This window comes from Arthrobacter sp. WCS2018Hpa-7, assembly GCF_031843805.1.
In the GTDB taxonomy this organism is placed as follows: domain Bacteria; phylum Actinomycetota; class Actinomycetes; order Actinomycetales; family Micrococcaceae; genus Arthrobacter.
In genome coordinates this window covers 1-26,040 of the sequence record NZ_JAVTJB010000015.1, presented here as the reverse complement: position 1 = coordinate 26,040, position 26,040 = coordinate 1, and the positions used below count along the sequence as shown (strand labels likewise).

23 protein-coding genes are annotated in these 26,040 nt (G+C 63.7%); 18 read left to right on the top strand and 5 right to left on the bottom strand.

Translation table 11 applies throughout. The annotated features are described in order from the left end of the window. Nucleotides 1–19 precede the first annotated feature (19 nt). The 7 genes from RQH14_RS15745 (at nucleotide 20) to RQH14_RS15715 (ending at nucleotide 6,436) form a co-directional block, all read left to right on the top strand. A complete protein-coding gene (locus RQH14_RS15745) occupies nucleotides 20–475 on the top strand; it encodes a hypothetical protein (RefSeq protein WP_311214112.1) in 456 nt (151 codons plus the stop codon). A gap of 480 nt (nucleotides 476–955) precedes the next feature. Beyond that, a complete protein-coding gene (locus tag RQH14_RS15740) occupies nucleotides 956–2,353 on the top strand; it encodes an MFS transporter (protein ID WP_311214111.1) in 1,398 nt (465 codons plus the stop codon). A 118-nt stretch (nucleotides 2,354–2,471) separates the two neighbouring features. Further along, a complete protein-coding gene (locus RQH14_RS15735) occupies nucleotides 2,472–3,134 on the top strand; it encodes a response regulator transcription factor (protein WP_311214110.1) in 663 nt (220 codons plus the stop codon). Beyond that, nucleotides 3,131–4,546 (top strand): HAMP domain-containing sensor histidine kinase, encoded by a 1,416-nt coding sequence (locus RQH14_RS15730; protein ID WP_311214109.1) that lies wholly within the window; start codon nucleotides 3,131–3,133, stop codon nucleotides 4,544–4,546. The genes RQH14_RS15735 and RQH14_RS15730 overlap by 4 nt, the downstream gene beginning before the upstream one ends. Next, nucleotides 4,539–5,009, top strand: coding sequence for a TAXI family TRAP transporter solute-binding subunit (locus RQH14_RS15725; protein ID WP_311214108.1), 471 nt, complete (start codon nucleotides 4,539–4,541; stop codon nucleotides 5,007–5,009). Before RQH14_RS15730 ends, RQH14_RS15725 begins: the two co-directional genes overlap by 8 nt. Then, on the top strand, nucleotides 4,945–5,547 hold the full coding sequence (locus RQH14_RS15720) for a TAXI family TRAP transporter solute-binding subunit (RefSeq protein WP_311214107.1): 603 nt from the start codon (nucleotides 4,945–4,947) through the stop codon (nucleotides 5,545–5,547). The genes RQH14_RS15725 and RQH14_RS15720 overlap by 65 nt, the downstream gene beginning before the upstream one ends. Before the next feature lie 52 nt (nucleotides 5,548–5,599). Further along, the gene (locus RQH14_RS15715) at nucleotides 5,600–6,436 is read left to right on the top strand and encodes a hydroxymethylpyrimidine/phosphomethylpyrimidine kinase (protein WP_396136314.1); all 837 of its coding nucleotides are present in this window, start codon (nucleotides 5,600–5,602) and stop codon (nucleotides 6,434–6,436) included. A 68-nt stretch (nucleotides 6,437–6,504) separates the two neighbouring features. Here RQH14_RS15715 and RQH14_RS15710 read toward each other — a convergent pair whose 3' ends face one another. Further along, nucleotides 6,505–7,437, bottom strand: coding sequence for a cytochrome b/b6 domain-containing protein (locus RQH14_RS15710; protein WP_311214105.1), 933 nt, complete (start codon nucleotides 7,435–7,437; stop codon nucleotides 6,505–6,507). Nucleotides 7,438–7,739: 302 nt separating this feature from the next. On the opposite strand from RQH14_RS15710, the gene RQH14_RS15705 reads away from it, so the two are divergent. Continuing rightward, on the top strand, nucleotides 7,740–8,354 hold the full coding sequence (locus RQH14_RS15705; protein ID WP_311214104.1) for a TetR/AcrR family transcriptional regulator: 615 nt from the start codon (nucleotides 7,740–7,742) through the stop codon (nucleotides 8,352–8,354). On the opposite strand, the gene RQH14_RS15700 is transcribed toward RQH14_RS15705, so the two are convergent. Together RQH14_RS15700 and RQH14_RS15695 are read right to left on the bottom strand one after the other, a co-directional pair. Next, complete coding sequence (locus tag RQH14_RS15700; protein WP_311214103.1) at nucleotides 8,351–9,655, bottom strand: serpin family protein; 1,305 nt, start codon at nucleotides 9,653–9,655, stop codon at nucleotides 8,351–8,353. The genes RQH14_RS15705 and RQH14_RS15700 overlap by 4 nt on opposite strands. Before the next feature lie 145 nt (nucleotides 9,656–9,800). Continuing rightward, nucleotides 9,801–11,288, bottom strand: coding sequence for a helix-turn-helix domain-containing protein (locus RQH14_RS15695; protein ID WP_311214102.1), 1,488 nt, complete (start codon nucleotides 11,286–11,288; stop codon nucleotides 9,801–9,803). 171 nt (nucleotides 11,289–11,459) lie between these two features. Here RQH14_RS15695 and aceA point away from each other — a divergent pair, with 171 nt between their 5' ends. Both aceA and aceB read left to right on the top strand, forming a co-directional pair. Next, on the top strand, nucleotides 11,460–12,776 hold the full coding sequence (aceA, locus tag RQH14_RS15690; protein WP_105692772.1) for an isocitrate lyase: 1,317 nt from the start codon (nucleotides 11,460–11,462) through the stop codon (nucleotides 12,774–12,776). A 250-nt stretch (nucleotides 12,777–13,026) separates the two neighbouring features. Then, nucleotides 13,027–14,679 (top strand): malate synthase A, encoded by a 1,653-nt coding sequence (gene aceB / locus RQH14_RS15685; RefSeq protein WP_311214101.1) that lies wholly within the window; start codon nucleotides 13,027–13,029, stop codon nucleotides 14,677–14,679. A 248-nt stretch (nucleotides 14,680–14,927) separates the two neighbouring features. Here the strand turns inward: aceB and RQH14_RS15680 are convergent, their stop codons facing one another. Then, nucleotides 14,928–16,121, bottom strand: coding sequence for an MFS transporter (locus RQH14_RS15680; RefSeq protein WP_311214100.1), 1,194 nt, complete (start codon nucleotides 16,119–16,121; stop codon nucleotides 14,928–14,930). Nucleotides 16,122–16,203: 82 nt separating this feature from the next. Further along, nucleotides 16,204–17,421: an ROK family transcriptional regulator gene (locus tag RQH14_RS15675; RefSeq protein ID WP_311214099.1), complete on the bottom strand. Its 1,218-nt coding sequence runs from the start codon at nucleotides 17,419–17,421 to the stop codon at nucleotides 16,204–16,206. A gap of 144 nt (nucleotides 17,422–17,565) precedes the next feature. Here RQH14_RS15675 and RQH14_RS15670 point away from each other — a divergent pair, with 144 nt between their 5' ends. The 8 genes from RQH14_RS15670 (at nucleotide 17,566) to RQH14_RS15635 (ending at nucleotide 25,963) form a co-directional block, all read left to right on the top strand. Continuing rightward, complete coding sequence (locus tag RQH14_RS15670) at nucleotides 17,566–18,657, top strand: Gfo/Idh/MocA family oxidoreductase (RefSeq protein WP_311214098.1); 1,092 nt, start codon at nucleotides 17,566–17,568, stop codon at nucleotides 18,655–18,657. Further along, complete coding sequence (locus RQH14_RS15665) at nucleotides 18,654–19,481, top strand: hypothetical protein (protein WP_311214097.1); 828 nt, start codon at nucleotides 18,654–18,656, stop codon at nucleotides 19,479–19,481. Before RQH14_RS15670 ends, RQH14_RS15665 begins: the two co-directional genes overlap by 4 nt. A 102-nt stretch (nucleotides 19,482–19,583) precedes the next feature. Then, nucleotides 19,584–20,909, top strand: coding sequence for an extracellular solute-binding protein (locus RQH14_RS15660; protein WP_311214096.1), 1,326 nt, complete (start codon nucleotides 19,584–19,586; stop codon nucleotides 20,907–20,909). Nucleotides 20,910–20,921: 12 nt separating this feature from the next. Further along, complete coding sequence (locus RQH14_RS15655; RefSeq protein WP_311214095.1) at nucleotides 20,922–21,884, top strand: sugar ABC transporter permease; 963 nt, start codon at nucleotides 20,922–20,924, stop codon at nucleotides 21,882–21,884. Then, nucleotides 21,884–22,777, top strand: a complete 894-nt coding sequence (locus RQH14_RS15650) for a carbohydrate ABC transporter permease (RefSeq protein ID WP_311214094.1) — start codon at nucleotides 21,884–21,886, stop codon at nucleotides 22,775–22,777. The genes RQH14_RS15655 and RQH14_RS15650 overlap by 1 nt, the downstream gene beginning before the upstream one ends. Nucleotides 22,778–22,835: 58 nt before the next feature. Then, complete coding sequence (locus RQH14_RS15645; protein ID WP_311214093.1) at nucleotides 22,836–23,597, top strand: sugar phosphate isomerase/epimerase; 762 nt, start codon at nucleotides 22,836–22,838, stop codon at nucleotides 23,595–23,597. Then, entirely contained in the window at nucleotides 23,594–24,715 is a 1,122-nt protein-coding gene (locus RQH14_RS15640; protein WP_311214092.1) for a Gfo/Idh/MocA family oxidoreductase, read from the top strand. The genes RQH14_RS15645 and RQH14_RS15640 overlap by 4 nt, the downstream gene beginning before the upstream one ends. A 21-nt stretch (nucleotides 24,716–24,736) precedes the next feature. Further along, entirely contained in the window at nucleotides 24,737–25,963 is a 1,227-nt protein-coding gene (locus RQH14_RS15635) for a Gfo/Idh/MocA family oxidoreductase (protein WP_311214091.1), read from the top strand. Nucleotides 25,964–26,040 lie beyond the last annotated feature (77 nt).

Sequence of the window (26,040 nt, the reverse complement as noted above, 5' to 3'; positions counted from 1 at the left end):
ACTGTCCAGGAGGATAACCATGAGCCAGGACCCGTGGACTGACGAGGATGAGTACTCTTTGGCGACGCGGAGCCCGTCCGGAGAATGGCCATACGGGTCCAAGGACCGGGTGGTGCTTGGCGGCAAGGGACTGGCTATGGGGATCGCCGTAGCCCACCTGACGTTCTGCGCCTCCTGGGGTATTCAAGCACCAGGATGGGCCATCATCTTCTTCGGTTACAGCCTGCTCCCGGTCTGGGCCATTGGTGCCGCAGTGGGGTCACTTCTCGGGTTGGCCTTGCGTCGAGTCCGGAATCAGTGGCTTCACGTTGCCGCGTTTTTCGCCGGCGGTTTGCTCCTGTGTGCGCCATTTGACGGACTTTCGGCGACGGGTCCGCTACTTTTCTCGTCGACGATTGCCTTGGCCGTCGGTATTGGCCGACTCGCCGCGTGGAAGCTCGCGCGTCTCAACGATGCAGGCCCGCTCACCACGTAATTCGCCTACGACTCATCGAAAACTGGGGTCAAGGCCCGGCCCAACGCACCCAAACCCGAGGGACCTGAGCGAGCAACGCACCCAATCCCGAGGGACGTGAGAGAGGGTCCGCCCAAACCCGAGGGACCTGAGAGAGCAACGCGCCCAACCCCGAGGGACGTGAGAGAGGGTCCGCCAAAACACAACGGGAGGTGAGAGAACGTCTGAAGTGAGCCGCCGCCGTCGAGCCTTGCCGTTCAAGAATCCTGGGCCGCGCCTGACGCACGCCGAAACCTAAGGAAGTGTTAGGAAATCCCCCGCGAGCTAGGGCTGTGCCGTGCATCACCCATAGTTTGGAACATGTCCTCTTCACCTTGGAGGACCTTTCTTAGTCGACGAAGAGCCATGCGCAAGGACGCCATGAGCACCCGCTTCATGGACAGAACGAACTCATGCAAGACACGGCCGCGGCAAAACGCTGCCGTCCAGGAAGGTTCATTGATGAGCACCCAACAAGCTGCGCCCCTGAGCGAAGCCGCCCAGACACGCAAAGCCGTGAGCAACATCCTCAAAGGCTCCGCAGGAAACCTCGTGGAGTGGTTCGACCTCTACGTTTATACGGTTTTCGCTGCCTATTTTCAGTCGCACTTCTTCAACTCTTCGGACGATCTTCAGGCCGGCCTCGAGGCGATGGCGGTCTTCTCGACGTCGTTCCTCATGCGTCCCATCGGCAGCTGGTTCTTCGGCCGCTATGCCGACCGCAAGGGCCGCAAGGCTGCGTTGACACTGAGTGTGACGCTGATGTCGGCCGGTTCGTTTGCCATTGCGATCCTGCCGACGCAGGACGTGATCGGGCTCTGGGCCCTGATCCTGCTGGTGTTCATCCGCGTCGTGCAGGGCTTCTCGGTCGGCGGTGAATACGGCACGAGCGCCACTTACATGTCCGAGGCAGCGACCGCCAAGCGCCGCGGCTTCTTCTCCAGCTTCCAGTACGTGACGCTGGTGGGCGGCCAGATGCTTGCACTCCTGGTGCTGGTGATCCTGCAGAACACCATGAGCAAGGAAGACCTGACGGCTTGGGGCTGGCGCATTCCGTTCGCTATTGGTGGCGTGGCTGCGCTGGTTGTTCTCTGGCTTCGCCGCTCCATGGAAGAGACCCTGTCGTCCGATCAGCTCCGCGCAGCCCACGTCAAGGTTGAGGGCGAGGCACAGCCCGGAACCATGAAGCTGCTGCTGACCAAGCACTGGAAGCCGCTGCTGATCTGCATCGGCATCACCCTCGGCGGCACTGTTGCGTTCTACACCTACACAAACTTCATCCTGAAGTTCATGAACGATACGTCGGGCATCGCCAAAACCGATACCTCGGTCATCAACTTCTGGGCACTGTTCATCTTCATGCTCTTGCAGCCCGTGTACGGTCTGATTTCCGACAAGATCGGCCGCAAGCCGTTGCTGATCTGGTTCGGCGTCACCGGTGTCCTATTCACTTGGCCGCTGCTGTCCACACTGGCTGGTACCAAGGATCCGTTCATGGCGTTCCTGCTGATGCTGGGCGGCTTGCTCATGGTTGGCGGCTACACCTCCATCAACGCGCTGGTGAAGGCTGAACTGTTCCCGGCATCGATCCGTGCGCTCGGTGTGGGACTCGGTTACGCGATTGCCAACTCGCTGTTCGGCGGCACGGTTCCGCTGATCGGTGCGGCGCTGCAGAAGTCGGGCCAGGTGGATATGTTCTTCACCTACGTCACAGCGGCGATCTTCATCTCGCTGCTGGTGTACATCTTCGCGCTGAAGAACAAGAAGCCCACGCACTTGGACGCGGAACAGGGCAACGCCTTCTTGGCCAAGGGCGCTGTGAAGGACGACGACGGCACGAAGGATCGCGTCAACGCCTAACCTGGCTGCCTTGTTGGGCCCGTTCTGCGCACTTTGGCTACTCCGAAGGGCGCAGAACGGGCCCCACAACGTTAAGCTCTAGTAGCGAATCAGCCCAGCAAGCCAAAGGATCCGGACAGTGCACGTGCTCATCGTCGAGGATGACGACGCCATGGCGTCGGCCTTGAGCGCTGCCGTCGCTTCGGCCGGGCACAAACACACCCGGGTATCCCGCGGCGAGGATGCGTTGCTGGCGCACAGGCAGCACGAGGTAATCCTGCTGGATCTTGGGCTCCCTGACATGGATGGCTTGGACGTCCTGCGGAAACTCCGCCAGGTCACCCAGATTCCCATCCTTATCCTCACGGCACGCGACGACGAACGCAGCGTGGTGCTGGGCCTCCGGTCCGGAGCTGACGACTATCTGGTCAAGCCCGTGAAGCTCGTGGAATTGCTCGCCAGAATCGAAGCTGTCACTCGGAGAACCAACCGCTCGGGCCAGGAAGTTCCACACAACATTGTCCTTGGTGAACTCGAGGTAGACCTCGACCGCCGGGTGGCCGCCATCGGCGAACGGCCACTGGCCCTGACAGCAACGGAGTTCGATCTTCTAAGCCTCCTGGTCAGGAACGCGGGCTCTGTGGTGACCAGGGAGCAGATCCTGGACGCTCTCTGGGGCGATGCGTTCGTGGCGCATTCCAGATCCTTGGACGTGCACCTAACAGGACTCAGGTCCAAGCTCCAGCTTCCCGGGTTCATCATCAACGTCCGGGGCGTCGGATACCGGGTAGAGCAACCGTGAAAGTCCGTGTCCTCGGCATCCTGAGCCTGCTGGTGGTGATCATTGTGGTGACGGTGTCCAGCGTGATCCTGACCTCGGCCGGCAGGGAGCTCACGCAGGAACTGCAGATCAATCGCGTGGCAGCCCTCAACCGCTTCGCACAACTGGCCAGCGACGCCGCGGAGGACAACAACACAACCCAACTCCAGCGGGAGATGGACCGCTATTCCGAGCTTTATGGTGAAGGGATCCTGATCCGGCTGCAACAGAGAACCCTCCAAGCCGGCGGCCTCAGCGAGGACCAGCCCGAAGTCAGCGACGCCCTCAACCGGGCAAGCCTCAACCTCAGCGACACCACGCTGAACCCCATCCGCGCCTTCGGGACCGGCAACGACTTCATTTCCCGGTCCTTCGGCACAGCAAGCCAGGTCCTCGGCGAGGTAGTCCTTGAAGTGGACCTCGACGCTGCCCGGCAGAAGCTCCGGGAGCGATGGCTCGTCGTCGTACTTGCCGCGGTGGCGCTGGGCGTGCTGCTGCTCGTGGGGGCATCGCGCATCACGGGGTGGGTTTTGCGCCCGGTCCAGCGGCTCAGCAAGGCAGTCCACGAGCTCGAAGCCACGGGCAAAACCAGCCAGCTGCCCGAAGCTGGCCCGCCTGAACTCCGCGAACTGAGCCGATCCTTCACGGCCATGGCGGATACGGTGACCGAGAGCATGGAGTCGCAACGCCGGCTCATCGCCGACACGTCGCACCAGCTGCGCAACCCCGTGGGGGCGCTGCGGCTGAGGATCGACTTGCTGCAGCTCGCCTTGCGCTCCGAGCCGGAGAAGGAAGCGGCGGCCGGCGTGGTGGCGGAACTTGAGCGGGTGGAGGAAATGCTCGACGGCGTGCTGAAGCTCGCGACGGCGGAACACCGCGCCTTTGAGGGGTCTGCCCGGGCTGAACGAGCTCCGGAACACCAACGGTTGGCCGTCATCGACCCCTACCCAATTCTGCAAGGCGAGGTTGAACGGGCGACGCCGGCCGCTCACCGCGCCGGATCAGAGCTCACCTTGGAGAGCCCTGCGTCAGAAAGCCAGATCGTCTGCGACCCCGACGAACTCGCGCACATGGTGGGCGAACTCCTCGCCAACGCCATCAAGTACGCGCCGGGCGCCCGCATCACCGTGGCGACCCGGCAGACGCCAGGAGGCACCGCCGTCGAGATTTCCGACGACGGCCCCGGCCTCCCGCCCGATCAGCTCGCCGCGTCAACCACCAGATTCTGGCGGGCGCCGCAGCATAGCAAGATCCCCGGCAATGGCCTGGGTATGACAATCGTGGAACGGCTGGCGGAGGCGAACGGGGCCCGGCTGGTCCTGGAGACCCGCCAGCCACACGGGTTGACGGCCCGTCTCGAGTTCGCACGGCCGCGGGACGGTTCGCATGCCTGACTCTCCGAAGATGTCCCGGCGGAATGCCATCAAAACAGTTCTCACGCTCAGCCTGGGCGGTGCCCTGATGACATCGACAGCAGGCTGCACCCCAGGTGATCAGCCTCAGGAACTGACCGTTGCCGGCGGCGAATCGGGCGGCTTCTACCTGGAGTTCGCCACACTGCTGGCGGATTTGTTGCAGCGGGAAGGGGTCGCCGAACGGGCCGTCGCCGTGACCACCGGCGGAAGTTTGGAGAACATCCAGCAGGTCCTATCCGGGGAGGCGACGTTCGCCGTCGCGCTGGCCGACGCTGCTGCGCAGGCTGCAGCCCCCGCTCAAGCCTCAGCAACGGTCAAAGACGGCGGTCAGTTGGTGGCGCTCGGAAAGGTGTACCAAAAACTACGTCCACTGCATCGTGCGGGAGGACAGCAGCATCCGGACGTTTGCGGACCTCGCCGGAAAGACTGCGGGCGTGGGTGAGGTGGGCTCGGGAACCACCCTCACTGCCGGGCGCATCATTGCTGCCGCGGGCCTGTCGCCGGAAACGGTTGGACCGGAGCGGGCGCTGAAACAGGTCAACCTCGGGTTGAATCACGCGATGGCGTCGCTGGGAGACGGATCCATTGACGTCATGATCCAGTCCGGCGGTGTTCCCACCGCGCCCATCGCTGCTGCGGCGCGCGACCTTGGCATGCGGCTCCTGGACCTCTCTGAGCTCATTCCGGCGACCCGGGCTGACTCGGAGTTCTTCTACGACCGCGTCCTCATCCCCGCCAACAGTTACGGAAACGCATCCGCCGTGTGGACCGTGGGGGTGGCCAACCTGCTCCTGTGCCGCCGGGATCTGGCCGATCATGTTGTCCGCCGGACTGTGGAAATCTTGGTGGAACAAGCTCAGGATCTGGTGCCGAAGTCCAGCACGGGCGTGCAGTTCCTCAGCCCCGAAACACTGATTAACACCGCCGGTGTGCCGTTGCATCCGGCGGCACAGGCCGCTTACCGGGCGCTGCACGGGTAGCTGGCAGAGGCCGAAATCGTTGTGTGGGCGCGCAACTGGCAAAATGGAAACCATGACTTCAGCCGTTGCCCCTGCCATTGCCCTGACCATTGCCGGCTCCGAAGCGACCGGTGGCGCCGGCGCGCAGGCCGATCTCAAGACCTTCCAGGAACTCGGAGTGTTCGGCATCGCGAACCTCACCTGCATCGTCTCCTTCAATCCGAAGGACAACTGGAACCACCGCTTTGTACCGGTGGACCAGCAAGTCATTGCAGACCAACTGGAAGCCACGACGGCGGCCTATGGTGCCGCTTCCGGCGCACCGTCGGTGTTGGACACCGTAAAGATCGGCATGCTCGGAAGCCCGGCAACCATCAGCACCGTGGAGAAGGCACTGGCCGACGGATCCTTCAAGCACGTGGTGCTGGACCCTGTCCTGATCTGCAAGGGCCAGGAGCCCGGCCACGCCCTGGACACCGACCAAGCCCTGAAGGCTCAGATCCTTCCTCTGGCTACATTCGTCACTCCAAACCACTTCGAGGCCGAGTCGTTGTCCGGGCTCACCATTACCGACGAAGAGTCGCTCCAAGCTGCCGCCATCCGCATCCACGAGATCAGCGGCGCAGCAGTCCTCGCCAAGGGCGGGGTGCGGCTGGAAGGCCCTGACGCCGTCGACGTTTACTATGACGGCGAGACGCTGGAAGTCCTGCGCGCACCGAAGGTTGGCGAAGTAGCGGTGTCCGGCGCCGGTTGCTCGTTGGCCGCTGCCGTGACTGCCGAGCTCGCCAAAGGTGCCACACCGCTGGAAGCTGCCCGGACGGCGAAGGCTTTCGTCACGGCCGGCATCAAGAACCGGATGTCCTCAGGCGCCCCGTTTGATGCCCTGTGGCAGGGTGGGGCTCTGTCCTAGCTCTCTCGATACAGACAAAACAGCCGCCCCGGAGTGTTCCGTGGCGGCTGTTTTAGCGTGCCTGCGGTTTAGCGCGAGACCTTGCCCATGAGTGAGGCGATCGGGCGCAGGAACAGGGGCCGGGCGAGGAACCAGGCGGCCGCTGTGAAGACAATGGAAGCTGCGAAGATCCCAAAGCCCCACCAGCTGTTGTTGTCGTCGTTTGAGGCGTACATGTGGTTGAGGTTCCTCAGCGCACCAGTGGCCAGCACCAGGGTCACGTGGACGATCACGAACGCGACGAAGTAGATCATCACAGGGAAGTGGATCTTGCGGGCGAGTTCAATGGGGTAGAACTTGTTGATCGCGGCCTTCTTTGGCCATGCCCCGGACATGCGAAGGCCGGTGATGATGGCCAGCGGGGCGGCGATGAAGACCGTGATGAAGTAGGTCAGGAGCTGCAGGCTGTTGTAGTTGTTCCAACCGTTCTCAACGGGCCAGTTCAGTGACGCATACTGCAGGCCGGCGGAAACAGCGTTCGGGAAGACGTCCCAACTGGTCGGCACGATCCTCAGCCACTGCCCGGTTGCGAAGAGCAACACGATGAAGATGATGCCGTTCAGGACCCACAGCGCGTCCAGCGTCAGGTGGAACCAGAGGTCCAGGCTGATCTTGGTAGGCGGGTTCTTGGTCTTGATGAAGCCCTTGTTGTTCCGCGTCCAGTTGGCCGCCGGGCGGGTGGTGGTCCGCACCTGCCAGCCGGACCGGATGATCAGGACGATGAAGAACATGTTCAGGAAGTGCTGCCAGCCAAGCCATGCCGGGAATCCGGTGGGCGTACCTTCTGGAACGGCCGAGTGTCCGGGGTAGTCAGTGAGGAACTGCTGCACGGGCTGGAGAGTCCGGAGCCATTGCGCAACGAGCACCAGGATCAGTGCCACCACCAAAGCTCCTGCGGTGACGGCGACGGGTTTGAACCACCTGTTCGACGTGATCCCGGACGACTTGCTTGAAACGGACATCAGGCCGCGTTCCTCTCTGGCTTGTTTGGCTGCGACCAGTTGGCGCTATATAGCGATTCAACCAGTTGCAGCCCGACGGTGAAAACGGCACCCGGGTTTCGAGGCGTCCGACGTCAAAAATCGCAGCATTCGGATACATGCCGCAATACATATTTCTAGAACAGACTTCCAGAATTATTTCCTGTGTTTCCATGGCCAGTCAAGGCTTGTTCCTGGCTATGTGGATTCTTTCAAGGGTAGGATTCCAAAAATAGGCGTTCCGACACTCCGATCTACGTCCTGCCTGCGAGAGGAGCCCAAGCATGGTCCGCAAGACCTCCGAAGTTTCAAGCAATGCCGGCTCCTGGCAATGGACTCGCACAGCAGCCACCCAGCGCAATCTTCTGGACGCAGCCGGCGATGTATTCGTGGAACATGGCTTCACCGATGCGAGCATCTCGGACATCGTGGCCCGCGCGGGATCCAGCGTCGGCAGCCTCTATCACCACTTCGGGGGCAAGACCGAGCTCTTCCTTGCACTATGGGACGACTATCAAAACGAACACGAGCGCTTGGTGGCCGCGGCCGTGGCCAAAGCCCGCAGAGGCGGCGAGAACGATCCCCTGGCCCTGTTCAACGTAGGCAGCCGCAGCTACTTCGACTACACCTGGAAACACCGCGACCTTGAGCGGGTGTTCATTGAAGGCGACACTCCCCCGGGCTTCGAGGTCCTGCGACGCGAGCGCGGACGCGAGTGGGTGCGCCAGAACTCAGTGCTCCTCGGCGCCAGCGACGACACCTTGGGCCGCCTCACGGTTGCTGTCATCACGGACATCGTCACCGTGTCCGGGCAGGAAGTAGCCCTCAGCGCCACCAAGCGCGAGGCCGACGAGGTTGTGGAAGCCGCGGCGGTGCTCGTGCAGAGGTTGGTCCGCTAACGCGGGTCAGCCACCCAGCCAGTGAACAGCGGCATGCCGGTCTCCACGTGCACGATCTCGTAGTGGAACGGGCGGTCGAGGATCAGCTCGCGTTGGGGTTCAGGCGCTGCGGCTGAACCCACGGCGTTAAGTTGGGTGACGGCCGACGCGATGGTGCCCTTCTCTGCCACCGTAATGTTGGCGGCCTGCGCAGCCTGAGTCAGTTTCATGTCCGGCTGGATGGCGTTGAAGTCCTTGTCCGTGGCCAGCATCTGGTTGAGTCCGAGTGTTTCAAAGACCTTCCGCAGGTCGAACGTTGTCTTGTGGTCCCACTTGGGTAGCTGAAGGAAGACCATATCCACAGGGGCGCTGCTCAACCTGGCCGCCACCTCACCAAGCACCTCCGCAGAAACCGCAGCCGAACCAGACGAACCCTGCGCACCGCCGTCGGGCAGTATGAGCCGCATCATGAAGCCCTCGGCGTACGGCAGGTCCACGGCCTTCCACCCGGGGCCCTCTGCATAGGCCATCCCCAGTAGGGCGCTCATGGCCGGCACCTCGATGACCTCCCCGCCAGCCTTGGTGAACGGCGCATCCCAGGTGTCGCTCGCATCGAAGGGTTCTTGCCAGGCCGCTGCGAAATAGAGCGTGTTCAGCAGGCTGAAGGTGTTCTCTGGATCGTATTGTGCTGGTGCTTCCTTAATCCGGGCCCCGGTGTTCCTGCTGACCCAGCGATCGATGGCCGGTTTGGTGACGGCCTCGTCCCGGAACGACACCGGGTACACCCCCGTGCCGAAGTGTTCGGCGAGCGTGGCGAGATAGCCATCGCCGGTGGGGACGCCTTTATCAAGGAACAGCCCGTTGGCAGCATGCATCACCGGTTTGCGCGGCGGGTTCTCTTCGTCGACTGAGCCGGGGTCGCCGTCGAACTTTTCCAGGGAGGCGAGCAGCGCGTTCATCGCTTCGTCGCGCCCCTCGGCGGGCAACCCCAGAGCTGAGTCCATCTCCGCGGCCGTAGCACCCGAGGCGCCTGCGCGGAGCATGCTCAACGCGATCAACAGGCTTGCCGGTGACGACACGACGTTTCCGTTGGAGGAGTCGCCGCCATCCGCCAGCAAGGTGGCACCGAGCTTGCGCGCGGACGCGTTGAAGGCTTCGAGCTGCGCCGGGTAGTCCCCCGTTTGGACCGAAGCCCGGGTCACGCCGTCGGCGGTTAAGAGCCCGACGTCGGCCGGTTGGGGCGCGCAGGCGCTGAGAGTCGCGGAACCGCTCACCATGGCGGCTGCCGCGATGGCCGCGGCCACCTTCCGGACTGAATTCATGGCGCATCCCCCTGCTTGGTGTTGTCCTCACATGGTGCCCCTTTTGACCTGGGAACTCACGTGAAGTGAGAGAGGGAACGCCTATTGTTGCCGGAATGTGAGAGAGCGCAGGGCTCAAGCACGAGGGACGTGAGAGAGCGTGGGGTCAGCGGTCGGAGTGAGCCGCCAGGAAGCTGTAGACCTCGGTCTCGTCCACGCCGGGGAACGCGCCGGGAGGCATGGCGGCCAGCAGGTGCGAGTGTGCCCGGGCAGAGGGCCAGGCGTTTCCGGCCCACTCGTTCGCCAGCGAGGCCGGCGGACGCTTGCAGCAGTTGGGATCCGGGCAGTTGGAGGTTGCCCGGGCCGTGGTCTCGCGGCCGCGGAACCACTTCACATGCTGGTACGGCACTCCAATGCTCAACGAGAATTCCCCGGCAGCGGAGCGCTCAGTACGCGCGGTGCACCAGTACGTGCCGGACGGCGTGTCCGTGTACTGGCTGTACGCGCTGAACTTGTCCGGTACGTCGAAGACCGCGCGCGAGGTCCACGCCTTGCACGACGGCTGCCCTTCAATGGCCCCCGTGTGGTCCTGCGGGAAAGTGACGCCGTCGTTCTCGTACGCCTTGTAGATGATGCCGGACTGGTGGGTCTTCTGGAAATGCGTGGTGATGCCCAGGTGCTTGGTGGCCAGGTTGGTGAACCGATGCGCCGCGGTTTCGTAGGACACGGCGAAAGCATCCCGAATGTCCTCCACTGCGATTTCCTTGGCGGCCTTGGCCTTTTGCAGGAACTCCACCGTTGCCTGCTCCGGAAGCAATAAAGCGGCCGCAAAGTAGTTGGTGGCCACCCTCTGCGCCAGAAAATCCCCGTAGTTGCGCGGAGTTTCGTGTCCCAGGACGTAGTGGCCCAGCGCTTGGAGGAGGACCGACCGGGGATCGTGATCCTGGCGTTGGTTCTGTGTGAGATAAATTCTGCGGTTCTTCAGGTCCGTCACGGACCGTGTGGAGTGCGGCAAATCGCCCACGTGATGCAAGGAGAAACCGAGGTTCTCGGCGATGTCCGCAATGACGTGCTGGCTCAGCGGCCCGGCGGTGTAGCCAACCCCTTTGAGGACCTTCTGCGCCTCGGCCTCATACTCGGGGAAATAGTTACCTCGCTCGCGCATCATGGCACGCAACTCACCGTTCGCGCGGCGGGCTTCTTCCGGCGTCGCGACCTGCTCATTAAGTTTGCGTTCAAGCTCCTGAAGCAGCCCCACCTGCGACTCCAGCACATCCAGCGGAAGCCGCGAACTGATGCGGATTTTCGGCAGGCTCAGGGACTCGTAGAGCGGCCCGCGCTGGTACCGTTCCAACTCGATTTCCAGCGCCGCCCTGCGGCTCGGCGGCTCGGCCCCCAACAGTTGGTCGATGCTCACATTCAGCGAGGCGGCCAGCTGCTGCAGCAACCCCAGTTTGGGCTCCCGCTTGCCGTTTTCAATCAGGCTCAGCTGGCTTGGCGCGGTCCCGACGGCGGCACTCAAGTCGTCCAGCGTCAGTCCGGCCTGCTTGCGCAGGTGGCGCACGCGGCGGCCAAGGCTGATGACGTCCAGTTCAGGGGACGCGGGCGACAACGACGGCGATGCGACTTCACGATTCCAGCTCACAGGCGACATTTCTTGAGAATACGCGAAGAAGTGCGTTTCTTTCCATAGTTTTCCTCTAGTAACCCTCTTGGAAGTGCAGAAAAGTAGGACTTACGAAAAAGAAATACAGACCCCGGACAAGCCGGCCGATGCAGCAAAGGCGCAGCGGAGGCCGGCCCGGGCACCACATAGGAGATCAAGATGACCGCTTCATTTGAACCCGCAGAGCCGTCCGCAGAGCAGCAGGCCGCAGCGCTGGAACTTGAATGGTCCGCCAACCCGCGGTGGGAAGGCGTCACCCGTGATTACTCGGCCACCGACGTCGTCCGCCTCCGTGGTCGCGTCTCCGAAGAGCACACCCTGGCCCGCCGCGGTTCGGAGAAACTTTGGAAGCAACTCACTGAGGAAGCTCCCACCGGCGGCTACACCAACGCTTTGGGCGCTCTGACCGGCAACCAGGCAGTGCAGCAGGTCAAGGCCGGCCTCCGCGCCATCTACCTTTCCGGCTGGCAGGTGGCCGCAGACGCCAACCTCTCGGGCCAGACCTACCCGGACCAGTCCCTGTACCCTGCCAACTCGGTCCCCCAGGTTGTCCGCCGCATCAACAACGCCCTGCTCCGCGCAGACCAGATCGAATATGCCGAGGGCGTCAAGACCGTCGAGGACTGGCTGGTCCCGATCGTGGCCGACGCCGAAGCCGGCTTCGGTGGCCCGCTGAACGCCTACGAACTCATGAAATCCATGATCACCGCAGGCGCCTCGGGCGTTCACTGGGAAGACCAGCTCGCTTCCGAAAAGAAGTGCGGACACTTGGGCGGCAAGGTCCTGATCCCCACCCAGCAGCACATCCGGACCCTGAACGCAGCCCGCTTGGCAGCCGACGTCGCCGACACCCCGACAGTGGTCATCGCCCGCACCGACGCCGAAGCAGCAACCCTGATCACCTCCGACGTTGACGAGCGCGACCAGGAATTCACCACCGGCGAGCGCACTGCCGAGGGCTTCTACAAGGTCCGCAACGGCATCGAACCCTGCATCGCCCGCGCCAAGGCCTACGCACCGTACTCCGACCTCATCTGGATGGAGACCGGCACCCCGGACTTGGAACTGGCCCGCAAGTTCGCCGAATCGGTCAAGGCCGATTTCCCGGACCAGATGCTCTCCTACAACTGCTCCCCGTCCTTCAACTGGCGCAAGCACCTGGACGACACCACCATCGCGAAGTTCCAGCGCGAACTCGGCGCTATGGGCTTCACGTTCCAGTTCATCACCCTGGCCGGCTTCCACGCACTGAACTACTCGATGTTCGATCTCGCCCACGGTTACGCCCGTGAAGGCATGAGCGCCTACGTCGAGCTCCAGGAAAAGGAATTCGCCTCCGAGTCCCGCGGCTACACCGCCACCAAGCACCAGCGCGAAGTCGGCACCGGCTACTTCGACGACATCGCCACCGCGCTCAACCCGAACGCATCCACTTTGGCCCTGGTGGGATCCACCGAAGAAGGCCAGTTCCACTAATCAAACGCCCAAAGGTGAGCTGTTCGCTTCGCTCACCGGAAGGCACGACGGCGATTGTCGCCTCCGCCCTGCGGAGCGGTAATGCTCTGCCTGCTATTCCCCACGTCCCGGTTTCGACCTCGCTGAGCGAGGACGGACCGGGACGCAGGGCCCCTTTTACGCAGGCTGCCGCATCACCGCACCTCCGGCCTCGTGGGCACCTCACGTAAGCACCGCCGTCGAACATTTGCTTCTCATAGGAGAGATTGAAATGAACAGCTTCACTGACAACTTCACTATCAATGGCATCACCATCACCGCGCAGCCCATGTGCCGGCAGAACGAGGTTTTGACGCCGGACGCCCTTGAGTTCATTGGCAAGTTGCACAGGGCGACGGCGGATCGCCGTCAGGAGCTGATGCAGGCACGGCACGCCCGCCGCAACCAGATTTCAGGTGGCCAGGATCCGCGGTTCCTGCCGCAAACGGAGGGCATCCGGAATGATCCGACCTGGCGTGTGGCTCCCCCGGCTCCGGGTTTGGAGGACCGCCGCGTGGAGATCACGGGTCCGGTGGATAAGAAGATGACCATCAACGCCATGAACTCGGGTGCCAAGGTGTGGCTCGCTGACATGGAGGACTCGTCCACGCCGACGTGGCGCAACGTGATCCAGGGGCAGCTGAACCTGACCGACGCTTTGGAGCGGCGCATCGACTTCACGTCCCCTGAGGGCAAGGAGTACAAGCTCAAGGCTGCCGAGGACCTGCCCACCATTGTGGTTCGCCCCCGTGGCTGGCACCTGCCGGAGAAACACCTGCTGATCGACGGCAAGCCGATCGCCGGTGGCATTGTGGACTTCGGCCTGTTCTTCTTCCACAACGCCCGCCGCCTGCTGGCTCAGGGCAAGGGCCCGTACTTCTATCTTCCCAAGATCGAAAACCACCTCGAAGCCCGGTTGTGGAACGACATCTTCGTCCTGGCCCAGGATCTGCTCGGCATCCCGCAGGGCACTATCCGCGCCACGGTACTGATCGAGACCATCACCGCCGCCTTCGAGATGGAAGAGATCCTGTACGAACTCCGCGACCATGCGAGCGGTTTGAACGCCGGCCGGTGGGACTACATCTTCTCGCTGATCAAGAACTTCCGTACCCGCGGACCGCGTTTTGTGCTCCCGGACCGCGGCCAGGTGACCATGACCCAGCCGTTCATGCGCGCCTACACCGAGCAACTGGTCCGGGCCTGCCACCGTCGCGGGGCCATGGCGATCGGTGGGATGGCCGCCGCTGTTCCCAACCGCAAGGATGAGGCTGCCAACACCGCCTCGTTCGAGAAGGTCCGTGCCGACAAGACCCGCGAAGCCAATGACGGTTTCGATGGTTCGTGGGTGGCCCACCCGGATCTGGTGCCGGTATGCCGGGAAGTGTTCGACTCAGTTCTCGGAAACCGCCCCAACCAGTTGGACCGCTCCCGCGAGGATGTCACCCCCGATGACCGGGCGCTGATCGATATCGCCAGCACCGAGGGAACCATCACCGAGGGCGGGGTCCGCCTGAACATCGAGGTGGGGATCCGCTACATCGAGTCCTGGCTGCGCGGCAACGGGGCCGTGGCCATCCACAACCTCATGGAAGACGCCGCCACCGCCGAGATCTCCCGGTCCCAGCTCTGGCAGTGGATCCACGCCCACGCCATCATCGAGAACGGCGACATCATCACCCGTGAATGGGTGGAGGACATGCTGGACGAGGAGTTCGCCCGCTTGGAACGCTTCGACGGAGACCGCTTCGCTGACGCCCGCGCCATCTTCGAAGAAGTCACCCTGGCCGAAGAATTCCCCACCTTCCTGACCATCCCCGCGTACGCCCGTTTCCTCACCGAGGCCCGTGAAGAGGCCACGGAGGAGGAACTCGTCGCCGCCTAGCTTTTGCTGGCCAGCGACACACCAAGCCCCGACGCTGGGCTGCCTGCACTCTTCGCAACAAGTGACCCCGACCGTCGGGGAGGCAGCCCAGCAGCGGGGCTTACCCATGCCCACTCCACCCCATTTCGATGGCTTACTGCACGTTAGATGACTCCTACCGTCTAATCCGCAGCTACCCATCGAATCGGGCAGCGCACGACGGCGGCGCTCACCCTGCGGGGCCCAGCTCACCACGCCCGCGGGCAAACTTACCGTTGCCGGGCCACCCAGCGCACCGACAACGTGGTGCACACACAGAACGTCAGCACCGAGCCGAGGATCACGAACAGGGGCACCGTCCAGCCGTCGGTAATACTGTGCACGAACCCGATGGCAGTGGGTGCCAATGCAGCGAAGCAGTAGCCCACCCCCTGCACCACGGCGGACATCCTGCCGGCGGCGGCCTGCGACTGGGCGAACTTGATGATGGCTATGAAGATCACCGTGATGCCGCCGCCCTGGGCCACACCGCCCAGCGAAGACCACATCCACCACCAGGACGGCGCCAGCAACAAGCCCACTGGTACGGTCAGCCACAGCGCGCTCAAGGTGACCGCAACCGTCGTCGTACTGGCGAAGCGGGCCAGGAGCGGCACGCCCAGGCCGCCCACAATCGCGAAGATCTGGAACAGGGATGATCCTGCCCCGGCTTCGGCGGTGCCCATGGCCAGTTCGTCGGAGAGGAAGCTCGGAAGCCAGGCGGTAACCCCGTAGTAGGAGAACGCCTGGCCGGCGAAGCCAAGTGTGAGGCCCACAGTCAGCCAGCGCACACCCGCAACGCGACCCGCCGAGGAAGCAGGCGGGGCAGGAACCGCAAGGGGAACAAACGCCCGCCGAGGACCAACAGTAGGAACCCAGAACAGGATCGCGACCAACGCCAGCAAAGCGCTCGCCGCGAGGGAAAGCCGCCACCCCACCAGCTCAGCGAGGGGCGCAGTCGCCACGGAGGTAAGGAACGAGCCAACGTTGAGCGCGGCGGTGTAAACACCCATCGCGGTTGCCTGGCGTCTGGGTGCGAAGTCACGCCGGATAATGAGCGGCACTGCGATGTTGCCGATAGTGATGGCCACACCAATGACCACAGTGCCCACCATCACCGAGGCACCGCCACCGCTGGAGCGGATGATCACCCCTGCCAGGACACCGAGCAAAGTCAGCATCACGGCGAACTCGGCCCCGAGCCGACGTCCCGCCAGCGAAGCCAAGGGTGAAGCCAGGGAGAAGCAGAGCACCGGAATGCCAGTCAGCAGTCCTAGCTCAACAGGCGAGAATCCGAGGTCCTGCTGCAGCGAGTCCACCACAGGAGCCACAGCCACAAACGGGCCGCGCATGTTCAGGGCAATGAGGCCGATGCACGCCAGGATCAGCCAGCCGCGGGGAACTCTGGCGAGGATTCGGTTCATCGGACGCACGGGGAAGCGAAGAAAGTACTCATCACTTTCATTGCTATCACGCCGCAACCCGGCAACCGGCACCGAACAAGGCCTAGCCCGTCGCTTGGAGCGTGGCCTCAATCACTGCCGGCGACAGGACGTGCTGGGTGACCATCTGGCTGGCGCCCAGGATGGCTGCGCGGTCACCGGCCATGGCGATGCCGATGCGCAAGTGGGTGGTGGCCAGCGGCAAGGACCGACGGTAGACCACTTCCCGGATGCCGGCCACGAGGTGTTCGCCGGCCTCCCCCACGCTGCCGCCGATGACGATCATGGACGGATTGAGCAGGTTGACCACGGTGGCCAACACGTCGCCGACGTCGCGGCCCGCCTGCCGCAGCGCCTGGATCGCTTGCAGGTTTCCTTCAGCAACGAGCCGGAGGACATCACCGCCGGTGGACGCGTCCAGCCCCTGCGTTTGCAGTTGACGCGCGACGGCGGGGCCCGAGGCGAGCGCTTCAAGGCACCCGTGGTTGCCACAACGGCAGAGGACGTCGTCGCCGCGCGGTACACGGACGTGGCCGAGGTCGCCGGCGGTGCCGTTGGCGCCCCGCTGCAACTCACCGCTGCTGATAATGCCCGCGCCGATGCCAGTGGCAACTTTGATGAACAGGAAGTTGTGGTGGTCCGGCCAGTACGCGGTTCGTTCGCCCAAGGCCATGATGTTGACGTCGTTGTCCACCAGGACGGGAACGGGCAGCGAGCGCTGCACGTACGCGACGACGTCGAATCCGTCCCAACCCGGCATGATGGGCGGTTTCACCGGCCGCCCGGTGTCGTGCTCCACGGGCCCGGGCAACCCGATTCCTATGCCGGCGAGGTCGCCGGGTTTCCGTCCGGCTTCAGCCAGGAGTTCACGGCCCGCAGCTACCACGCGGCCCAGGACAACTTCCGGCCCGTCGGCAACCTCTTGCCCTAAACGTCGCTCCGACAGGATGGTGCCGCCGAGGTCGGTGACGGCAACAATCACGTGGGTAGCTCCGACGTCGACTGCCAGGACCACCCTCGCGGCGGGGTTGAAAGCAAAGCGCGACGGCGGCCTGCCGCCACTGGAGGAAGCCTCACCGGCGGGGCCCACCAGTCCTGAACTGATGAGTGCGTCGATGCGGGAAGCGACGGTGGAACGGGCAAGCCCCGTGGTCAGGGCAAGCTCGGCGCGGGTGCGGGCTTGGCCGTCGCGGAGGAGTTGGAAGAGGTCGCCGGCTCGCGAAAGGTTGCCAGCCTCCAGGACGGAGGTATTTCCGGCGTCGTTTCCGGTGGCGGTTGTCATGCCTTTAGTGAAGCACGATTGCTTATGCGTGTCATGCAACAGAAGTTTGTCGGCAATATTTCAACTTTTGCTTGACGCTCGGCAAAAGTCCCCCTAGGTTGTGATGAGTAGCACACCAGTCCGCTTACGAAGAGGTAACTGAACTTGTCCAGCCACATAGACGCCGCACCTGCCTTGGGAGTCGGCATCCTCGGCGCCGGCCCGGTGACCCAGGCCATCCATTTGCCGTCCCTCGCCCGTCTGGGCGACATCCTCACCGTCCGTCACATCATGGACGTCGACCCCAGCGTGGCCGAGTCCGTTGCCAAACGGGTTGGCGCTGCGCACAGCACCAGCATCGATGCCCTCCTGGGCGATCCGGCCGTTGACATTGTTGCCATCTGCAGCCCGCACCAATTCCACGCAGCGCAGGTCATCGCCGCCTGCCGCGCCGGAAAGAAGGCCGTCCTCTGCGAAAAGCCATTCGCCATGAACGCCGAAGAAGCAGCGCAGATCTCGGCGGTCAGCGCGGAAACCGGGGTGCCCATCATCGTGGGCGCCATGCACACCTTTGATCCGGGCTGGCTTGCCGCCCAGGAGAACTGGGATGACCTTCCGGAGACGGCCCACACCATCCGCTCCTCGATCGTCCTTCCACCCAACGCACGTTTTGAAGACTTCGCCACGGAAATCATCACCCGTCCGGCCGGCGGCGCTCCGGACTACACGGACCTCGAGGTCATCAAGGGCGCACTTCGCGGCGGCGTCATGGGCTTGGCCATCCACGACCTCCCTTTGATCCGCAGGTTCACTCCGGACTTCAAGGACGTGGAGGTGCTCGAGGCACGCCACGTGCGCCCGTTCGGCTATGTCATCTCACTCCGCACCCCCACCCGGACCATCGAGCTCCGCGCTGCCATGAACAACACGTGGAAGCCGGAGTGGAGCTTCGAGGCGTTTTCCGATGACGCCGCCCTCCGCATCGATTTCACCCCGTCATATGTCCAGGCCGGCTCCGCCGTGGCAACTTTCACCCGCGGTAGCCGTTCAACAGTCCACGGCCCCTTCGAGCACAACGGCTATGAAGGCGAGTGGCGTGAACTCGCGGCCCTCGCCACTGGCACCAAGCAGCCGCCTGCGGCGCAAACCCTGATTGACGATCTCACCTTCGCCCTGGACATCGCCGACGCCACGGTGGCCAACGTCGAGAGCCAGCACGCAGCACAGCAGGCAGTTGCCGAAGGAGCCCACGCATGAGCGTCCCCGTGGAAGCCCAGCACTACACCGTCCAGGCCACCCCGGCGGCGCAGGAAGCCGGCGCCGTCGCATTGGCCGTCGCTTCCCTGCCCGAATCCTTCGGTCCGGCCACTGGCGAAAACCCGCCACACGTCCAGGTCATCGCCGGACAGCCCGGCTGGACCGTGGAAGCGGCGAAGGCCGTCACCGCCGGAGCCCGTGGCATCGTGGTGGTCAACCCCGCCGCAGAAAACACCGACTCACTTCAAGCAGCCGCCCAGCAAAGCGGCACTGCAGTAGTCCTCGACCAGCGCTGGGCGTCAAACCCCGCCATTGAGGGCGCCGAGGACGCAGTCCGATCCATGGCCGGCCGGTCCGCTCTGCTCGACACCGTCGCCACCGCTCCGGTGGGAGCCGACTCCGGCGAGCTGCTCGCGGACCATCTTGCCGTCGTCGTACGCGTCGCTGGACCGCTGGGGAACCTCCGGGTCCTGGCCCGCGGACCGCGTGGGTACACGGCGACGGCGGTCCTCGCCAACGGCGCGCCGGTTGCCCTTCAAGGCATCGTGACCAGCGCCCGTCCGGCCGGCGTGCACGTCGCTGTATTGACCGACGACGGCGGCGTCAGCGTCACGCTGCCGGAACCCCTTGCTGCCTGGCCGGCGACCGTCAGGGTCACGGGCCCGCAAGGCGAGCTGCTCCTCCCCACCATCTACGAATCTGCCCACCGCGCCACGTGGCGCCGGCTCAAGGAACACCTCGACGCCGGCACCATCCCCTCCGACCTGCACAGCTTCGCGGTGTTGTCGGACTCCATCACAGCCCTCACCCAGACCCACCGCTAGAAAACGCACCACCAGCCATTCAGTAAGTTGCCCTACTCAAAGTTGAGCTGGACCGGCCCAGAAAAACGCTTCTCAGCGTTACCGGTCCCGAAAGGAATCATCATGAATGTTCAGTCCGCAACGTCCCGTTCCTTCTCCCGCCGAGGTTTCCTCGGGCTGACGGCAGCAGCTGCTTCAGTACCGCTGCTGGCCGCTTGTGGCGGCGGCTCCGCAACCCAGGGCGGTGGCGGCGGCGCCGGCGGGACCATCAAGTTCTGGGACATGCCGTGGGCAACACCGGCTTACAACGACGCCGCCAAGAAGATCGCTGAAGGCTTCTCCGGAACCAACAGCAAGGCCAGCTACCAGATCATCCAGTGGAACAACTTCTACCAGACCTTCTCTTCGGCCATCGCGTCCAAGACCGGTCCGGCAGTATCCACCGGTGGTGGTTTCCAGGCCTTCCAGTTCGAGCAGCAGGGCCAGATCGCCTACGCGGACAAGGTTATTGAGAAGCTGAAGTCCAACGGACAGTTCGATGACTTCCTGCCCGGCGTGGTTGAACCGTTCAAGACCGACAAGGGCTACGTCGCGGTTCCGTGGCAGCTGGATATCCGGCCCCTCTGGTACCGCAAGTCCCTGTTCGAGAAGGCCGGAGTGGATGTCCCCACGGACTGGGCTTCGCTGCTTGAGGCCGGCAAGAAGATGAAGGGTATCGGCGCTGTCGGCTTCGCTACGGGCTCCGGTGCCGGCAACAACATCGGAAACCACCTGATGATCATGATGATGTTGAACAACGGTGGCGGCGTCTTCAGCAAGGACGGCGGCCAGCTGGATGTCATGAACGACCGCAACGTGGAGGCTATCGAGTTCATGCTGGAGCTGGTCTCCAACGGCGTGGTTGATCCCGCAGCTGTCAGCTACACCACGGACAACCTGAACGCCCAGTGGAAAGACGGCAAGGCCGCGTACGGCATGTTGACCCTGGGTGTTCCCGAGCGTGTAGGTGACACCTCCGGCGACATCGTGGTGGCCAGCCCCATCGCCGGTCCACACGGCGACAAGGCATCACTGATCTTCCCGAACAACATCATGATGTACTCCAACACCCCGTCGCAGGAAGCGTCCGAAGAGTTCGTGGTCTACTACCTGGGCAAGCTCAAGGAACTGTGGCAGCAGAAGCTCATGAATGCCCTGCCGGTGTTCAAGTCCATCACTGAAATGCCCGAATTCACGGCTGATCCGAACAACGTCAAAATCGTCAAGGAATACGTGCCGATCGCTAAAACCTTCGCGGCCCAGGGAACAGCTCTCAGCGCCGATCTCGCTGCCCTCGACGGCGGCCAGGCCTTGAACCAGTTCACGCAGACCGTGCTGACAGGCAAGACCGATGCCAAGTCCGCACTGCAGGCCTTCGAATCCGGCCTCAAGTCAGTCCTGAAGAAGTAGGCGGCCCGCACCATGTCCTCCACTACAGCACCGTCCGGCCTGGCCCGGGCCCGCAAGGGGTTGGCCCCCGGTGGGCCCGGGGGCGGGTCGGGCAACCGCAAAAGCAAACTGTCGGCGCAAACATCCAGGACGTTCTTCTGGCTTCTGCTCCCTTCGGTCATCCTGCTGGTCCTGATCCACGGCTACCCGCTCTTCCAAGCCGGAATCCAAGCCACCCACGACGGGAACCTGATCCAAACCGGTGACTTCGTCGGAATCGAGAACTTCCAGCAGGTCCTGGCCTCACCCGCCTTCTGGAAGGCCGCCCAGTTCACCTTGCTGTTCACCATCGTCGGCGTGTTTGGCTCCTGGGCGGTCGGCCTCGGACTGGCCCTGCTCCTCCGCACCAAAATCCCGGCAGGGGGAACCTTCAAGGTCCTGCTGCTCCTGCCCTGGGTGGTCCCCATCGTGGTCTCTTCCACGGCATGGAACTGGCTGGTAGCAACCCCGGACAGCCTCATCCCGTCGATCTTCAGCAACCTCGGACTCGGCACACCACTGTTCCTGGCAGACCCCACCCTGGCAGCCGTGACCGTCATGATCTTCAAAGTCTGGGTCTCCTTCCCCTTCATGATGATGATGACCTCCGCAGCACTGGCCTCCGTGGACAACACCGTTTACGAAGCTGCCAACATGGACGGCGCCAGCCGATACCAGCAATTCACCCAAATCACCCTGCCGCTGATCGCCCGCTCCACGTACATCTCGTGGATCCTCATGACGATCTTCTGCGTCAACGACTTCCCCACCATCTACCTGCTCACCGGCGGCGGACCCGTTGACGCCACCACCTCCTTGGTTGTCCTGGCCTACCGCACGGTCTTCCAGGACTTCGCCACCGGTCCCGGCGTCGCCATCGCCTTCCTCATGACCATCACCCTGGTAGTCGTCTCGGTCATCCTGTACCGCCAGATCCGAAAGTCGAGCGTCGAATAATGAGCGCAGTACTTCACGCCCACCCCGAATCCGGGCCCGCACTCGGCGTCGCCTCCACCGGCAAAGCCCGCCGCACACTGTCTGAAGCCGGCATGCGCGGACGCTGGTGGCGGTTCGTCCTGATCCTGGTCATCACCGCGATCGTCCTGGTCCCCATCATGGTCACCGTCATCCTGGCCCTGACTCCAGCACCGAACAGCACTGCCACAGGCCTGACCTTCGAGAACATCACCGGCGTCTTCTCCAAGACCCTCGCCGGCGTTTGGCTGCAGAACAGCCTCGTCACCACCCTGTCCACCGTCCTGGTCTCCGTCGCCGTCGCCGCGCCTGCCGGCTACGTGCTCTCCCGCGGCCGCTCCAAAGCTGTCTCCGGCTATTCCCTGCTGCTCTTCGTCATGCAGTCCCTGCCGATCATCACCTCGGTGGTCCCGCTGTTCATCCTCTTCGCCGCCATGGGACTGGTGGACAACCTCATGGGCCTGACCATCATCTACGTCGGCTCCACCATGACCGTGGCTACCTGGATGATGGCCGCGTACTTCGACTCCATCCCCATCAGCCTCGAAGAAGCGTCCTGGATTGATGGATGTTCAGTGTTCGGCTCCTTCACCAAAGTTGTCCTCCGCAACTCGCTGCCCGGCGTCCTCTCCACCGCGATCTTCGCTTTCCTCCTGGCCTGGAACGACTACCTGGTAGCGATCGTGTTCCTGCGCTCCAACGAGATCTTCACCCTCCCCATGGGCGTCCAGTCCTTCTTCCAGCAGAACAACACCGACTGGTCCGGAGTCATGGCCCTGGCCGTGATCATGATGCTCCCGCCCATCATCGTCTTCGCAGCCCTGAACAAATACTTCAGTGTCGGCGGAATCGGCGGATCCCTCGCAGGCCGCTAGCTAGACTGGCCGCACGTCCCTGAATTCACGGAAAATCCAACTCCCGAAAAGGAACCCAATGTCTTACTCACTCCAGCTGTATACCCTCCGCAACGCCATCCAGGAGGACCTGCCTGGAACCATCAAGAAGGTTGCCGAGATCGGTTTCACGCAGGTTGAGCCATACAACTTCGTGGCCACGGCCAAGGAACTCGGCGCGGCGTTGAAGGAAAACGGCCTCACTGCTGCCTCTGGTCACGCCCCGCTGTTGAGCCAGGACCAGGACGAGATCTTTGCCGCCGCCAAGGAACTGGGCATCACCACGGTCATTGATCCCTACCTCCCCGCGGAGCACTGGCAGGATGCCGAGACCATCCAGGCCACGGCCGCCAAACTCAACGCTGCAGCCAAGAAGGGCGCCGAGTACGGCATCCGCGTGGGTTACCACAACCACGCATGGGAGCTGGAGTCCACCATCGAGGGCACGACCGCACTGGAGTACTTCGAAGGACTGCTGGATCCCGAACTCGTCCTCGAAGTCGACACCTACTGGGTTGCCGTTGGTGGGCAGGATCCCGTGGAACTGTTGGCACGCCTCGGCGACCGCGTGAAACTCATCCACATCAAGGACGGCCCGGGCAACACCGACACCAAGGCCCAGCAGCCCGCTGGCCAGGGCACCATCCCGGTGCTGGACGTCATCGCCGCAGCCAAGTCCCTGGAAGTTGGCGTGGTGGAATTCGACGACTACTCCGGCGACATCTTCCAGGGCATCACCGAAAGCCTGGCCTACCTGACCGCTGCGGCCAGCGCAGAGGCAGCAGAAGGAGCCAAGGCATGACCTTCGCACCCTCCACCCGCAAAGGCCCCGTCGGCGTAGCCGTCATCGGCGCGGGCAACATCAGCAAGCAGTACCTGGACAACCTCACGGTCTTCCCCGACCTGAAAGTCCTGGTCATTGCGGACCTCTTTGTCGAGGCCGCCGAAGCACGGGCCAAGGAGTACGGAATCGCCGAGTTCGGTACGCCCGAGCTGGCACTGAACCATCCCGACGTCGAAATCATCGTTAACCTGACCATCCCGGCAGCGCACGTCGAGGTGGCCACGGCGGCAGTCAACGCCGGGAAGCACGTCTGGACCGAGAAGCCCTTCTCACTGGACCGCGAATCCGGCCTGGGCCTGCTCAAGGCAGCTGACGCCGCCGGCATCCGCCTCGGCACCGCCCCGGACACGTTCCTGGGCGCCGGCCTGCAGACGGCGCGGCGCATCATCGAACGTGGCGACATCGGCACGCCGCTGACCGGCATGACCACGTTCCAGACCCCGGGTCCTGAGTCGTGGCACCCGAACCCGGCGTTCCTGTTCCAGCACGGCGCCGGTCCCCTGTTCGACATGGGCCCCTACTACCTGACCGCCCTGATCCAGACCTTCGGATCGGTCCGCAAGGTGGCCGCCGTCGGCTCCTCGGCGAAGGCGACCCGCATTATTGGTTCCGGTCCCAAGGCCGGCGAGGAATTCGCCGTCGAGGTACCCACGCACGTTTCCGCGATGGCGCAGTTCGAGGGCGGCCAGTCCAGCCACAGCGTGTTTTCCTTCGAGTCCCCTCGCCTGCGGATGGGCTTCGTGGAAATCACCGGCTCCGAAGCGACCCTGTCCTTGCCGGACCCGAACAACTTCGACGGCGACCTGAAGCTTTGGCGTCCGGGCGCGGAAGAACCGGAGATCATCCCTGCCACCGGGCCGGCCAACGGCCGTGGCCTGGGCGTGCTGGACATGGCCCGGGCTTTGCGTGCCGGCACCGCCCACCGCGCCACCGGCGATCTCGCCTACCACGTGCTGGACAGCATGGTCTCGATCGCCGAATCCGTGGAATCGGGCGCGTTCGTGGACGTCACCAGCAACGCACCCGTCTCGGCTGCCCTCCCTGAGGACTGGGCACCCGAAACAGCCACACTCTAAGAAGCAGCGAGGAAGAAGAACATGACCACCCCCGCCCACCCTGACCAGACGCCTTCATCGGCCAACCTTCCGGCATCCTCGCCGGCCTCGCGCGGGGATAAGTCCCCGTTGGGGGTTGCCGCGATCGGTTACGCCTTCATGGGGAAGGCCCACTCGAATGCGTGGCGGAACGTGGCCAGTTTCTTCGACGTCCCGGCCTTCGAGCAGAAAGTGCTCGTCGGCCGGGACGCCACCCAGGTAGCGGAGGCCGCAGCCAAGTATGGCTGGGCCGAGTCCGCCACGGATTGGCGTTCCGTGATTGAACGGGACGACATCCACATCATCGATATCTGCGCCCCCGGCTGGATGCACGCCGAAATCGCCATCGCGGCATTGGCCGCCGGTAAGCACGTGCTCGTGGAAAAGCCGCTGGCCAACACCCTGGGCGAGGCCGAACTGATGGTGGCCGCGGCCGCCTCCGCACGGGCCCACGGCGTCCAGTCCATGATCGGCTTCAACTACCGCAGGGTCCCTGCCCTGGCTCTGGCCCGGGAACTCATCGCCGAAGGACGCCTCGGCACCATCCGGCACGTCCGAGCCGCCTACCTTCAGGACTGGCTCTCCGACGCCGAGTCCCCCATGACCTGGCGCCTCCGCAAGGAAACCGCCGGTTCCGGCGCGCTGGGCGACATCGCATCGCATGCCATCGACCAGGTCCTCTTCCTCTTGGGTGACTCCGTCACCGAGGTCTCCGGCCGCCTGCACACCTTCGTGGACCGCCGCCCCGGCGATAATGGTCCCGAGGATGTCACGGTCGACGACGCCGCTTGGGCCACGCTGACCCTCGCCTCCGGAGCAATCGCCTCAGTTGAGGTTTCGCGTGTAGCGACGGGCCAGAAGAACTCCCTCAAGCTCGAAATCTACGGCGATAAGGGCACCATTCTCTTTGACCTTGAAGCCCTCAACGAACTCGGCTTCCTGGACGTCACGGCACCCGTTCGTGAGCAAGGTTTCCGCCGGATCCTGGTCAATGAACCCGAGCACCCCTACCTCGAAGCGTGGTGGCCGCAGGGCCACATCATCGGGTGGGAACACACCTTCACGCACCAGATCCGCGACTTCCTCACCGCCATCGCGGCCGGTGAGGCGCCGTCGCCGTCGTTCGAAGAAGGCCTGAACGTCCAGCACATCCTCGCCGCCGTGGAAGAATCCGCGGCCGCCAAAAGCTCACTGATCCAACTTTCCAGCACCGCTACTGAAGGAGCCTGACATGCCCCGCCCGTACACCCTCTTCACCGGCCAGTGGGCCGACCTCCCCTTCGAGGAAGTCGCCAAGCTCGCCTCGG